We start from the raw sequence: 13,198 nt of genomic DNA, 5'->3' as shown, positions 1-13,198 counted from the left end.
ACGGAACGCACTATGCCTACACTCTCTGAGACTCGCCTGCAGGCATTAGCCCATATCCTGCAGCAAGCAGGGATCGACTATCAATCGCTGTCGCCCATGGCCGATACCGGCCTGGCCCATGACCACGTGTGGATTCACCGCGATGGGGATGACTGGGTGACGCGGCTGCCCAAGCAGAGCCAGATGAACCTGCCCCCAGCGGAAAATTTGACGTATCAAGCCGCCTGCTACGAACGGGCCAGCCAAGGCGGGCACACGCCACGCCTACACGGTGTACTACCACCCAGCAAGGCACTGCCGCGCGGCGCGCTGCTGGTCGAGGCGATTCGCGGACGCTTGGCCGAACTCCCCCAGGACCTGCCTGCCATTGCCGACACCCTCGCCAGCCTGCACCGCCAGCCGCTGCCTCGCCAACGCCCGCCGCTGCTGGCCCCCAAATCGCCTTGGCAGGCCATGGTGGAGGAGGTGTCTCAACAGGCCCAGTGGTTGAGCGATGCCCAGCTCCCCAGCGGTATTCACCTGCGTATTCAGCAGGAGCTAGATTTACTGCCCCGCACCCTGGATGACGCCGCTCCTACGCTGATCAGCTTCGATACGCACCCCGGCAACTTTTTAATCACCGACGATGGCCGGGCGGTGCTGGTGGATCTTGAGAAGTGTCGCTATGGCCTACCGGGCATCGATTTAGCCCACACCTCGCTCTACACCTCGACCACTTGGGACCTCAACAGCCAAGCGGTACTCAGCCTGGATGACGTCGTTGCGTTCTATCGTCGCTGGCAGGCTGCGATGGCCACAGCGCCTGAGATTACGTTGCCAAGTGTGGATACGCTGATTGCTTGCCGACGCGCCACCTGGCTGTGGTCGCTCACCTGGTGTGCCAAGTGGCGCGCTCAGCACCTGCATCGCCAGGATGACGAGCGCCGGGGGGAGGATTGGTCGGCCGAGCTGACCGATGCGGTCGTGATCGACCACGTGCGCGACCGTGTCGAGCACTACCTCTCGCTGCCCATTATCGAACACGTCCACAGTGAACTTCAGTGCCTACAAACCGCTCTATAACCAACTGATTTGATGAGGTGTGCGATGAAACCACGCTCTGCTCTGGCCACCGCCGTGGCGCTTGCTCTAGTCACCTTCACCGCACCTGCGGTCGCCGCTCCCGACCCGCAAGAGTGGGAGAGCGTACTGGACGCCGCCAACGGCCAAACCGTGTACTGGAATGCCTGGGGCGGCGATGCGCGCACCAATCGCTACATTGCCTGGGTCGCAGAGCAGATGCAGGAGAGCTATGGCGTTCGCGTGGAGCACGTGAAACTCGACGATACCAGCAGCGCCGTGGCGCGGGTGCTGGGTGAGCAGCAGGCGGGTAACGACAGCGAGGGCAGCATCGACTTGATTTGGATCAACGGCGAAAACTTCGCCGCCATGCGCGAGCAAGACCTGCTGTTTGGGCCTTTTGCGGAATCGCTGCCGAACTTCGCCCTCACTTACCCTGACGATAACCCCGAAGTCGTCACCGACTTCACCCTGCCCACCGAAGGCTACGAGTCCCCCTGGGGCAAGGCGCAAATCACTTTCTACTACGACAGTGCCCAAACCGACACGCCGCCTCAAAGCATTGAGGCACTACTCGCCTGGGCCAAAGAGCATCCCGGCCAGTTTAGCTATCCGCGTATCCCCGATTTCACTGGCAGCACGTTCCTCAAGCAAGCGCTGATCGAACTGACCGATCAAGATGAAGCGCTTTACTCGCCGGTCGAAGACGCCGATTTCGAGGAGATCACCGCTCCGCTGTGGGCTTACTTGGACGAGCTTCACCCGCATTTATGGCGCAGCGGCCGTAGCTTTCCCGAATCCGGCCCCAACCTTCGTACGCTAATGAGCGACGGCGAACTCAGCCTCGCTTTCTCGTTCTACCCCACCGATGCCGCCGTGGCGGTGATGGAGTATGAGCTGCCGGAAAGCGTGCGTAGCTATGTGCTGGAAGGCGGCACACTGGGCAACGTGCACTTCGTGGCGATTCCCTATAACTCGCCCCATAAAGCAGGTGCAATGGCGCTGGCTAACTTCCTGCTCTCACCGGAAGCCCAGGCCCAGAAGCAGTCGCTCAGCATGTGGGGCGACCGCAGCGTGTTAGCGATCCCACAGCTCGACCCCAGCGACCAAACGCTCTTCGAGCAGGGCGACAGCCACCCAGCAGCACTGCCCGCCGATGCGCTCTCCAACACCCTAGCAGAACCCCACCCCAGTTGGATGAATGCCCTACAGGATGCTTGGCTTGAGCGTTACGGTGTCAACTAAACCGGGCCTCTGCACACCCATGAGGTTACCTGACCCATGCTGCGGCTAGCGCCTATCGCGATCATTGCCCTGCTGGTGATTCCCGTCACCGCAGGGCTTGGCATGGTGCTGCTGCCTGCTTTTGGCTACTTGCCGGTACTGGGGAGCGAGCAGGCCAATCTCTCCGCTTGGCAAATGCTGTTCGCCCAGCCGGGGCTTGGCCGCTCGGTGGCGGTGAGCTTTGCCAGCGGCCTGGCCAGTACGGCGCTGGCGCTGCTGATCGTCGTGCTGTTTTTAGCCGCCAGCCAAGGCACTTGGCTGGACCGCAGCCTACGACGCTTGGTGTCGCCCCTGCTGGCGATTCCCCACGCGGCGGTGGCATTCGGCTTTGCGTTCTTGATCGCGCCTTCCGGGCTGATGGCACGGCTCATCTCCCCTTGGCTCTCGGGCTGGGAGGCGCCTCCCGATGCGCTGATCGTAAACGACCCCTGGGGGTTGGCGCTCACCTTTGGCCTGGTACTCAAAGAAGCCCCGTTTCTCTTGTTGATGAGCCTAGCGGCGCTGCCCCAATTACAGGCGGAACAGCGCCTGCGACTGGCGCGGTCGCTGGGCTATGCGCCCACGCTTGCCTGGCTCAAAGTGGTGCTTCCTTCGCTCTATCCGCTGATTCGCCTGCCGGTGTATGCGGTCATCGCCTACGCGACCTCCGTGGTGGATATGGCACTGATACTGGGGCCACGCTTGCCGCCCACCTTGAGCGTCTCGATTCTTGGCTGGTTTAGCGATCCAGACATTACCCACCGCTTTATGGCATCAGCCGCCGCGGTGCTGCAACTGGGCGTGACGCTGGCCGCGCTGCTGAGCTGGTGGCTGTTAGAGCAGCTAGCCCGCAGGCTGAGCCAGCGCTGGCTGACCAACGGCGACCGGCAGCGGGGGGAAGCCCTCTTCACCGTAACAGGCCGAGCGGGGCTAACCCTGGCAAGCCTAGCCGCGCTGGCCGCGCTGGTCGGGTTAGGGCTTTTCTCGGTGGCCGGGTTTTGGCGTTTTCCTGAGCTGCTGCCGGAGTCGTTTACTGTCGATCACTGGCAGCGCAGCGCCGACATGCTGGCCGGACCGCTGGTGAATACCGCGCTGATTGCGCTGCTCTCGACCGGCTTGGCGGCCGTGTTGGTCGTCGCCACCCTTGAAAACGAGCAGCGCCAGCAGCTTCACCCTACCCGTTCGCTCTGGCTGCTCTATTTGCCGCTGCTGGTGCCGCAAATCGCATTTTTATATGGCTTAGTGGTGGCCGCCGAGCGCCTGGGCATTCGCCCCCAGCTAGCGCTGGTGGTAGCGGGCCACCTGCTGTTCGTCCTGCCTTATATATATCTCTCGCTAGCCGAGGCCTACCGCCGCTTAGATCCTCGCTGGCTGTATATCGCGCAGTCGCTGGGCGTCTCTCGCAGCCGGGCGTTTTGGCGCGTGCGGCTGCCGCTCCTGCTCGCCCCGCTGCTCACCGCCGTGGCGGTGGGCTTGGCGGTGAGTATTGGCCAATATTTACCCACCCAACTATTAGGCGCAGGCAGAGTCCCAACGGTGACCACCGAAGCCGTGGCGTTGGCCTCTGGAGGAAACCGCCGCTTGATCGGCGTGTGGGCGCTGGTGCAAGCGGGCCTGCCGCTTGTAGGCTTTATGGCCGCCGTCGCCCTGCCCCGGTGGCTAGGCGCTCCACGCCGTGCCCCTCTCAGCATCAACGTTCAACGCCAAGGTTAAGACGCCCTGTGGATAAGGAACCTCGTGAATAACGCTGCCAATGCCCTGACCCTAGAGCAAGTAAGCATTCACTTAGCTGGCCGCCTGCTGCTGCATGTGAACGCCACGGTGGCCCCCGGCGACGTGCTCACCGTGATGGGCCCCTCGGGTTCCGGCAAATCGACACTGCTGGCCTTTATCGCCGGTTTTTTACAGAGCACGTTCACCGCCCAGGGGCAGGTTCGCCTTGGCGACACCGACGTGCTACGCCTGCCCGCCGAGCAGCGCGGCGTTGGCCTGCTGTTTCAAGACCCGCTGCTGTTTCCCCACTTGAGCGTCGGCGGCAACCTGCGTTTTGGCCTGCCCCATCGCAGCCCGCAGAAGAGCGCACAGGTTGCCAAAGCGCTCGACCAGGTAGGGCTTGCGGGTTTCGAAGCCCGCGACCCGGCCACGCTCTCTGGCGGGCAGCAGGCCAGGGTGGCGTTGATGCGTTTGCTGCTCTCCCAGCCCCGCGCCGTGCTGCTGGATGAACCCTTCTCCAAACTCGATACGGCGCTGCGCCAAGAGATGCGCGCCTTGGTCTTCGGCCAACTGCGGGAGGCGGGCCTGCCTGCCCTGCTCGTTACCCATGACGAAGCCGATGCCACCGCCGCAGGAGGGCCGATCATTGCCCTTGGCTGATCGACACCCCGCGCATACGCCCCTGAGCATCATCATTCCCATGCTCAATGAAGCAGCGGTTATTCAGGCAACGCTCACGCGGCTGCAACCGCTGCGCGCCTCAGGCGTTGAACTCATCGTCGTCGATGGCGGCAGCACCGATGCCAGCGTGGCCCTTGCAGCACCGCTGGCCGATGCGGTACTCAGCAGCGCCCCCGGACGAGCACGGCAGATGAACCTTGGCGCGCAGCACGCCCACGCCCCGACGCTGCTTTTTTTGCATGCCGATACCCAACTGCCCCCCGGCGAAGAGCAGCGTGCGGTGGCGAATCTACAAAAGGCGCTGGCCCAACACGCCTGGGGGCGATTCGATATTCAGCTCGCGGGGCGAAGCCGCTGGCTGCCGGTGGTCGCGAGCTTGATGAACTTGCGCTCGCGGATTAGCGGTATCGCGACCGGCGACCAAGGCATCTTTGTGCGCCGCGATACGTTTTGCGCGCTGGGCGGCTTTCCCGATCAGCCGCTGATGGAGGACATCGAACTCAGCAAACGCCTGAAGGCACATTCGCCCCCCGCCTGCCTGCGCCAGAAGGTGATAAGCTCGGGCAGGCGCTGGGACGAGTTCGGCGCTTGGCCCACCATTCGCCTCATGTGGCGGCTACGCTTCCGCTATTGGCGCGGTGTCAGCGCCACTCAATTGGCTAAGGAGTACCGCGATGCACGTTAAGCCCGCCGCGCCCCACCTGCACCTGCTGGCCAAAGCGCCGCTGCCGGGGCAGGCCAAAACGCGCCTGATTCCGTTTTTAGGTGCAGAGGGTGCCGCCGAGGCTCACGCCACCATGGTGCGCCACTGTGTTGCCACCGGCTGCGAAGCGCTGGGGGCGGAGAATGTCACGCTGTGGACCTCGTTAGACCACCGCCACCCGCTGTTTTTAGAGCTTCAGGCCCAACACGGCATAGCCCTGGCCGCGCAGCATCAGGGCGATGTGGGCAGGCGCGTTCGCCATGCACTAAACAGCACCGACGGCCCCGCCATGGTGATGGGCACCGACTGCCCCAGCATTACCAGCGCCATGCTCAAGCGCTGCCGAGCAGCCTTGAGCACTTTCGCCGTGGTGATTCTACCGGCCGAGGATGGCGGCTATGGGCTGATTGGCAGCCACCAGGATCACCCGAGCCTGTTTGAAGACATCCCCTGGGGCACCGAACAGGTATTGAGCGTGACGCAAGCGCGCCTTGCGGCGTTGGGCCTGGAAGCCGCCTACCCAGATACCATGTGGGACATCGACCGCCCCGAAGATTGGCAGCGCTGGCAACAGTTGCGTCACGCCAGCGTGTAAGGAAACGTTCCGTTTTAGCACTGAGTACGAACCCCTTTTCCCAAGGAGCCTGCCATGAACCGTCAGCGCCTGCTGATGATTGCCCTACTGCTACTAGCCGTGATTGGCTTCTACGTTAGCGGCGCCCATACGTTCTTCACTCTGGATACCCTGCAGGCCTACCGCAGCGATTTTCAGGCAGCGTTCCAGCAGTCGCCCTGGCAGGTGGCGGGCATCTTCTTTGCGGTGTATGTGGCGATGGCTGCGCTCTCGCTGCCCGGCGCGTCGCTGTTAACGCTGCTAGGCGGCGCGCTGTTTGGGTTGGGCTGGGGGCTAGTGATCATTTCGTTTGCCAGCGCCATCGGTGCGACGCTCGCCTTTCTACTCTCCCGCTTTCTGTTTCGTCAGCCCATCGAAAAACGCTTTCCTCGCCAGTTCGACACAGTGAACCGGGGCGTCGAGAAAGATGGCGCGTTTTATCTGTTCACCCTGCGCTTGGTGCCCATTTTTCCGTTTTTCATGATCAACCTCGTGATGGGGCTAACGCGGATTAAAACCACCACGTTTTACTGGGTGAGCCAGCTCGGCATGCTGCCTGGCACGGCGGTTTACGTGAATGCGGGCGGCCAGCTCGGCGAGCTGGAAAGCCTGAGCGGCATTATCTCGCCTGGGCTCATCGCCTCGTTTGCGCTGCTGGCGGTGTTCCCCTGGGTGGCCCGGCGCATTGCGCTGATGGTGCAAAAGCGCAACGCCTACAAAGGCTTCACTCGCCCTAGCCGTTTTGACTACGACATCGTGGTGATTGGCGGCGGCTCGGCGGGGCTGGTGACCAGCTATATCGCCAGCGCCGTGAAAGCCAAGGTGGCTCTCATCGAAAAGCACAAGATGGGCGGCGACTGCCTTAATACTGGCTGCGTGCCTTCCAAAGCATTGATCCGGGCAGCCCGTGCGGCCCATGACATTCGCACAGCAGACCGCTTTGGCGTGAGCGCCAGCGAGCCCAGCGTGGATTTCGCCAAGGTGATGGGGCATGTGCATCAGGCCATCCGCGATATCGAGCCCCACGACAGCGTCGAGCGCTACACCAAGCTCGGCGTGGAGGTGTATCAAGAGCACGCCACCCTGGTGTCACCATGGGAAATTCGCGTGGGTGATCAAACCCTCACCGCTCGCCATATCGTGCTGGCCACCGGAGCGCGCCCTCGCGTGCCGCCCTTGCCCGGCATCGAGCACGCGCCGCTGCTCACCTCTGAAAACCTCTGGTCGCTCACCGAGCTGCCCAAACGGCTGGTGGTGCTGGGTGGCGGTGCGATTGGCTGCGAACTGAGCCAAAGCTTTGCCCGCTTAGGTAGCCATGTCGTCTTGGTAGAGGGCGCGCCGCAACTGCTGGGCCGGGAAGATAATGAGGTGGGCGAGCACGTAGAGCGCACGCTCACCCAAGAGGGCGTGACGGTGATGACCAGCGCGAAAGCGCTGGAGGTGAACCAAGTCGACGGGGAGCATCAGCTTGTTATTGAACACTTGGGTGAACGCAGTACCTTAGCGTTCGATTACCTGCTGGTGAGCGCGGGCCGTCAGGCCAACGTGGAAAGGTTAGGACTAGAGGCGCTAGGGATTACCACCACCGACGGCGGCACGCTGGCCCTCAACGAGCGGCTGCAAACGCGCCTGCCTAACATCTGGGCCTGCGGCGACTTAGCGGGCCCCTACCAGCTTACCCACGCGGCCGCCCATCAGGCATGGCACGCGGCCGTGAATGCGCTATTTGGCGAGCTGAAAAGCTTCGCGGTGGATTACCGCTTTATGCCCGCCGTTACCTACGTGCAGCCGGAAGTAGCGCGAGTGGGGCTCAACGAAAAAGAGGCCACCGCGAAAGGCGTGGCCTTTGAAGTGACCCGCTACGCCATGAGCGAAAGCGACCGCGCCATTGCCGAAGGCGCCCCCGAAGGGTTTATCAAGGTGCTCACCGTGCCGGGCAAAGACAAGATTCTGGGAGCGACAATCGTCGCGGAGAACGCCGGGGAGTGGCTGGGCGAGTTCACCATCGCCATGAAACACGGGCTGGGGCTGAATAAACTGCTCGGCACCATTCACCCCTACCCCACGCTAGGCGAAGCGGCCAAAGCCACCGCAGGCGTTTGGAAAAACGCCCATAAGCCAGAACGAGTGCTGGCACTGCTGCAGAAGTACTTTACCTGGCGGCGCGGTGAGCGCCAATGACACGGCAGCTCGTACTAATTGGCGCAGGCCACGCCCATGCCTTTGTGCTGGAGGCGTTTGCTCAGCGCCCAGATAACGCGGTGTCGATCACCGTGGTGAGCGACAGCCAACTGGCCGCCTACTCAGGCAGCGTGCCTGCGTGGCTTTCTGGGGAGTGCACGCTGCGGGAGACTCAAATGGATATCGCGGCGCTCTGCCAGCGGGCGGGGGCTTGTTTTATTGCCTCTCCGGCTGTGGCGTTCAGCACGAGCGAGCGCCAGGTAACGCTGGCGGATGGCAGTATGATTGCGTTTGACGTGGCCTCCTTCAACGTCGGCTCAACGCTCGCGTTGCCACACGTCATCGACCCGCAAAGCGATGAGTGTATCGGGGCGAAAAGTATTGAGGTGAGTGCGCTGCCCACGCTGCTAGCCATGCGCCCGCTCAGCTCGCTACACCACCGCTGGCAAGCATTACGCGAAGAGGTGGCCCAACTGCCTGCCGGGGCACGCCAGAACGTTGTGAGCGTAGGCGGCGGCGCAGCAGGCTGCGAGACGCTGATGAGCGTCCTGGCGCAGCTTCGCCAACAGCGCCCGGACATTCACTGGCAGGGCGCGCTAATCAGCGCCGGTGATGCGCTGCTGCCCGGCGCAGGCTGGCTGCCCCGCTGGTTAACGGCGCGGGCGCTCACACGTGCGGGCGTACGCGTCCATACAGGTGTGCGGGGGCGCGCCTTGGTACCCGGCGGCGTGAAAACCGACACTGGCGAGCACGTCGAAGCGGATATCGTGCTCTGGGCGACCGGGGCCGTAGGCCAAACGTGGCTGCAGCAAACGGCGCTGCCGCTGGATGAGAAAGGTTTTATTTCTGTGGATGCGTCGCTTCAAGTGACCGGCCATCCCGGCCTTTTTGCCGCTGGCGACTGCGCTGCACTGCGTTCTTCCCCACTCCCTAAGGCTGGCGTTTATGCGGTGCGCATGGGCCCCGTATTGGCTGACAATCTGCGGGCTGCCTGTCACGGTAAAGAACTCACCCCGTGGCAGCCCCCGCGTCGCGTGCTGGCACTGATAGGCACCGGCGACGGCCACGCGATTGCCAGCCGCGGGGCGATTGGCTTTTCGGGCCGCTGGGTGTGGCAATGGAAAAAGCGGATTGATGCGCGCTTTATTGCTCGCTTCAATCCGCCTTTTAACGATTAGGCCGGTCCGACTGCGTTAGTTAGCTTCCCGCCAACCGCCGAGGACACGGCTATCCGGCCCAAAGAACACCAAACGGTCGTGGTCGATCAAGTAGCGATACGCAGTATCCAGCATATCGGTGACCCGCTTGGCGTCTTCCATATTCGGGCAGGCCATGCGGGTGGAGGCTAGCTCGCTGAACTCGATGCGCTGGCTTTCGCCCAGGCTCACCTTGCCGGTGAACTGGTTACAGCCATCCGAACCGCTGACCTTGCCGTCGCGGCCAATGCGGAAGTAAGGCGTCTCGGGCATGGAGAGCCGCTCATCGGTCCCTACTAACAGTAAGTTCCAGCGCTGCTCGACCACTGGCCCAGAGAGCGTGCCGCCTTGCGGCGCGTCGGTTCGCTCTTGCTGTGGTGCGCTGCTGCAAGCACTGACCAGTAGGGCTAAGCCTATCCCCAACAGCACATTACGGGTTTGTCCTTTCACCTTGTTAATACTCCCTGTTAAACGTTACCAACTACCGCTGTTTTCCATGGATGCCCACGGCTCTTGAGGCGCTAGCGCATCGCCTTTTTGCAGCAGCTCAACGGAGATACCGTCCGGCGACTTCACAAACGCCATGTGGCCATCGCGGGGCGGACGGTTGATGGTGACACCGTTGTCCTGAAGCTTCTGGCAAAGTGCGTAAATATCATCAACTCGGTAGGCCAAGTGGCCAAAATTGCGCCCGCCGGTGTACTCCTCCGGGTCCCAGTTATAGGTCAGTTCAAGCTCGGGCGCCGTGAGACGCTCTGAGCGCGCTTCATCCTCTGGGGCAGCTAGAAAAACAAGCGTAAAGCGGCCTTTTTCGTTCTCTTTACGGCGCACTTCTTTGAGGCCTAGCAGGTCACAATAAAAGTGAAGCGAAGCGTCTAAGTCGCTGACACGTACCATGGTATGTAAGAACTGCATGTCACTTCCTCTTCATTGAAAGGTGGTAACCCTATGGTGTTAAACAGTATAGGGAGTTACGGCCATCAGTGCGTGGTTCAATTAAAACATAGACAACATTGCGACAATAAAATAAAAATCACACACTCTGTACAATGAAGTTACCGCTTTTCCATTGGAAATTGGCATGTCGAGGAGAGGTCTTTGGATTCGATTACGCAAGCAGCGCTTGGAGCAGCGGTAGGCGGCGCAGTGCTAGGTAAACGCCTAGGGCGCAAGGCCATTCTGGTGGGTGCGCTGCTGGGTACTCTGCCCGATTTGGACGTCGCATTGGATTACGGCGATGCCATTGCCAATGTCACAGAGCATCGCGGTTTCAGCCACTCACTGTTTGTGCTCACCGGTTTGGCAACGCTCCTGGCGGCGCTGTGCGCACGGTTTGTCCCAGCGCGGGATATCACGTTTAGTCGCTGGTGGTGCTTTTTTACGCTGGTGTTAGTGACTCATCCGCTGCTCGATTCGCTGACGACCTATGGCACGCAGCTGTTCTGGCCATTAGACACCCCGCCTGTGGCCTGGCCTATCGTGTTTATTATTGATCCCTTTTATAGCTTGCCGCTACTCATTGCGCTGATTATTGGGATTGCCTCAAAGAGAGTACACCGTGCCTGCCGCACGGGGCTGGCTATCTCTTGCGTTTATCTAATGATGGCAGCTGGTGCCAAATGGAGTGTCGAGCAGCGCCTAACCCCTGCCTTAGCCGATGCCGATTTACAGTCGGCCCCCGTTTTGATCCAACCAACGCCGTTTAACATTGCGCTGTGGCGCGCGACGGTTATCGATGAAGACCATTACTACGAGAGCTTGATCAGCGTGTTCGATCGTGACCGGGTTCCAGCGCTGGAACCTTTGCGCCGTAACGTCGAGCTGGAAGCCAGCGCGCTGGAAGGGCCGCTGGGGCAGCGGCTGACGTGGTTCACCGGGCCGTTTTTACGCTTTGAGACGCGCTACATCAATGGCCAAGAGACGCTCATCGCCACTGATATTCGGCTAGGCTTTCCTGGATTTCACCCGTTCAACTTTACCCTGGCGACCCGTGACGGTGACCGCTGGCTTCCGGTAGAGATCAGCGAAGAGGTACGCAGCCCCAGAGGATTACACTTGGCCACGCTGGCTCGGCTGGCCGCCCGGGCGGGCGGCGATGTATCGGCTCTGTGTGCCAGCGATTACGTAGAGCCGCAGTGGCGCGCAGAGCCGTTTCTGTATCACTGTTAAAATGCTAAAGGCTAGGGCGCGATGCCCTGGCCACACCCTTTGTACTGCTCGCCGCCGATGGTGAGCGTCACGCGGGCCGGATAAGGTTCACCGCTCATGTCATCAAAGCAGGCACCCGACTCAATGCGTACGCGGAAAAACTCCTCGGCGTTAGCGTTTTCGATCACTACCCTGCCCGCCTCGTTGTCCATCACGCTAACCATATAGGGCATAGTGGTGGTTTCGCTGCCGTAGGCGGTGGTCCAAGTCATCACAGGCGTGTCGTTCGCCAACTCAATCGACCAGCCAGGCTCGTTACCTCGGGCTAAAAACATCACGCCTGGGTGGCTGGCTCGGGTCGCAATATCCCGGTGAATCCCCTGCTGGCATTGTAGTTGCCCACGCGGCGTTTCGATTTGCGCCTGTTCGCCACGATTCCAGAAGCTGATCTCACCCTCCTGATAGCGGGCACCGCTGGCAACCACGGCTTGAGGCAGCCGCCACGCGCCGTGCAGCGACCACAGCCGCAGCTCTTCACCATTAACGGCAGTGACGAGGTCCTGGTTCGCTGGCTGGCAGTTCCAGGCCTGAAAGCGCTCGGCGCTGCCGGGGAATAGCGCAGAAGGTAGCAGCGGTGCGCCGCTCTGCACGGTGGTGGTTACCGACTGCTGCGGGGCGGTGGCACTGGCCGCGCAGCCTGCCAGCAGAAAACCGGCCGCCACCGCAGCGACGAATCGTAGTGAAGTGACACTAGCAGTCATGGAATACACTCCCTGTTTATACCCCTAATAGTAGCAAGCTGCTGTGGTTACTTACGTTTAAAGGCGCTGAGATCGTGAGGATCAAAGGTGTTCACCTCTTTGGGCAACCCCAACGCTTCACGTTTGATTTTAACCTGCATTTTTTCTGCTAGGCGCTCGGCATCGTCATCGGTAGTGCGGCCATTTAGCTCGGCAAGCTGGGCCATGCCCTGATGGTAAAAGGTCAGAATATCCAGCGCTAGGCGGTTATCCTCTTCCACTGCGCGGCGCAGCGGCTGTAAATAGCTGCTGATGCGCGACAAGTGGTGTTTAAGCTGCCAAACGTAGCGCATTTCAGCCATCCAAGGGCGCTCTTTGAGCGCGGCGAACATGGCGCTGGTAGCGAGCAGGCCCAGCAGTACACCCAGCGCGTTCAGCCAGAAACTGCTGCCAAAGGTGGTGGTGAGGAGCATGGAAAACAGCAGGCCAAAAATAATCAGCTGCCCAGCCATCGCCACGCTGATAATACGTGCTTTGCGCTGGTAAGAAGCGGGGTCTTGCTGTTCAAGGGAAAAGGCCATGGCCAACCTCGTGATCAAAGGGGACCCTTATGATACGGGGCTGGCCGGGGCAGTCAACGCGCTAGGGCTAGCAACATCTGTCAATCATGATGCATCTTTCGATCAGCTCTATTCACGTGCTGACCAAGCTCTATATCAAGCCAGAACCAATGGTCGCAACTGCGCCCCATGCTGTAATCCGTTGAGGCCCGCAGAGCGAACTGCACAATGAACAGGTACAACTAGTGTGAGTTTGTCGAGGTTTCCCGCACAAAGTGATAACACTTTAAAAACAATCTATTAGCGATTTAACATTAAGAGAGTATTAAGAAACCAGCGCT

General features: G+C 61.0%; 13 protein-coding genes. 9 read left to right on the top strand and 4 right to left on the bottom strand.

Annotated elements, in window-relative coordinates:
* Positions 1 to 12: 12 nt before the first annotated feature.
* Genes LG300_RS02105 through LG300_RS02070 form a run of 8 tightly spaced genes read left to right on the top strand, consistent with a single transcriptional unit; the run spans position 13 to position 9,391 of the window.
* Positions 13 to 1,062 carry an aminoglycoside phosphotransferase family protein gene (locus LG300_RS02105; RefSeq protein ID WP_404376766.1) on the top strand — a complete coding sequence of 350 codons (1,050 nt, stop codon included), beginning with the start codon at positions 13 to 15 and terminating at the stop codon, positions 1,060 to 1,062.
* A 24-nt stretch (positions 1,063 to 1,086) separates the two neighbouring features.
* Positions 1,087 to 2,304 (top strand): ABC transporter substrate-binding protein, encoded by a 1,218-nt coding sequence (locus LG300_RS02100; RefSeq protein WP_404376765.1) that lies wholly within the window; start codon positions 1,087 to 1,089, stop codon positions 2,302 to 2,304.
* A gap of 36 nt (positions 2,305 to 2,340) precedes the next feature.
* Positions 2,341 to 4,035, top strand: a complete 1,695-nt coding sequence (locus LG300_RS02095; protein ID WP_404376764.1) for an ABC transporter permease — start codon at positions 2,341 to 2,343, stop codon at positions 4,033 to 4,035.
* Positions 4,036 to 4,059: 24 nt separating this feature from the next.
* The gene (locus LG300_RS02090) at positions 4,060 to 4,695 is read left to right on the top strand and encodes an ATP-binding cassette domain-containing protein (protein ID WP_404376763.1); all 636 of its coding nucleotides are present in this window, start codon (positions 4,060 to 4,062) and stop codon (positions 4,693 to 4,695) included.
* Positions 4,682 to 5,401, top strand: coding sequence for a TIGR04283 family arsenosugar biosynthesis glycosyltransferase (locus tag LG300_RS02085; RefSeq protein ID WP_404376761.1), 720 nt, complete (start codon positions 4,682 to 4,684; stop codon positions 5,399 to 5,401). Before LG300_RS02090 ends, LG300_RS02085 begins: the two co-directional genes overlap by 14 nt.
* Positions 5,391 to 6,014 carry a TIGR04282 family arsenosugar biosynthesis glycosyltransferase gene (locus LG300_RS02080; protein ID WP_404376760.1) on the top strand — a complete coding sequence of 208 codons (624 nt, stop codon included), beginning with the start codon at positions 5,391 to 5,393 and terminating at the stop codon, positions 6,012 to 6,014. Before LG300_RS02085 ends, LG300_RS02080 begins: the two co-directional genes overlap by 11 nt.
* Before the next feature lie 54 nt (positions 6,015 to 6,068).
* Positions 6,069 to 8,213: an FAD-dependent oxidoreductase gene (locus LG300_RS02075; RefSeq protein ID WP_404376759.1), complete on the top strand. Its 2,145-nt coding sequence runs from the start codon at positions 6,069 to 6,071 to the stop codon at positions 8,211 to 8,213.
* A complete protein-coding gene (locus LG300_RS02070; protein ID WP_404376758.1) occupies positions 8,210 to 9,391 on the top strand; it encodes an FAD-dependent oxidoreductase in 1,182 nt (393 codons plus the stop codon). Before LG300_RS02075 ends, LG300_RS02070 begins: the two co-directional genes overlap by 4 nt.
* 15 nt (positions 9,392 to 9,406) lie before the next feature.
* On the opposite strand, the gene LG300_RS02065 is transcribed toward LG300_RS02070, so the two are convergent.
* Positions 9,407 to 9,859 (bottom strand): META domain-containing protein, encoded by a 453-nt coding sequence (locus LG300_RS02065; protein ID WP_404376757.1) that lies wholly within the window; start codon positions 9,857 to 9,859, stop codon positions 9,407 to 9,409.
* 24 nt (positions 9,860 to 9,883) lie between these two features.
* Entirely contained in the window at positions 9,884 to 10,324 is a 441-nt protein-coding gene (gene gloA / locus LG300_RS02060; protein WP_404376756.1) for a lactoylglutathione lyase, read from the bottom strand.
* Positions 10,325 to 10,507: 183 nt separating this feature from the next.
* On the opposite strand from gloA, the gene LG300_RS02055 reads away from it, so the two are divergent.
* A complete protein-coding gene (locus tag LG300_RS02055; protein WP_404376755.1) occupies positions 10,508 to 11,578 on the top strand; it encodes a metal-dependent hydrolase in 1,071 nt (356 codons plus the stop codon).
* 11 nt (positions 11,579 to 11,589) lie between these two features.
* Here LG300_RS02055 and LG300_RS02050 read toward each other — a convergent pair whose 3' ends face one another.
* Together LG300_RS02050 and LG300_RS02045 are read right to left on the bottom strand one after the other, a co-directional pair.
* The gene (locus LG300_RS02050; RefSeq protein WP_404376754.1) at positions 11,590 to 12,318 is read right to left on the bottom strand and encodes an MliC family protein; all 729 of its coding nucleotides are present in this window, start codon (positions 12,316 to 12,318) and stop codon (positions 11,590 to 11,592) included.
* 47 nt (positions 12,319 to 12,365) lie between these two features.
* Positions 12,366 to 12,878: a DUF3087 family protein gene (locus tag LG300_RS02045; RefSeq protein ID WP_404376752.1), complete on the bottom strand. Its 513-nt coding sequence runs from the start codon at positions 12,876 to 12,878 to the stop codon at positions 12,366 to 12,368.
* Positions 12,879 to 13,198 lie beyond the last annotated feature (320 nt).

The sequence above is a fragment of the Vreelandella aquamarina genome, from assembly GCF_044805175.1.
GTDB classification, from domain to species: domain Bacteria; phylum Pseudomonadota; class Gammaproteobacteria; order Pseudomonadales; family Halomonadaceae; genus Vreelandella; species Vreelandella aquamarina_B.
The sequence above is the reverse complement of the archived record's forward strand: the minus strand, read 5'-3'. Positions and strand labels throughout refer to the sequence as shown.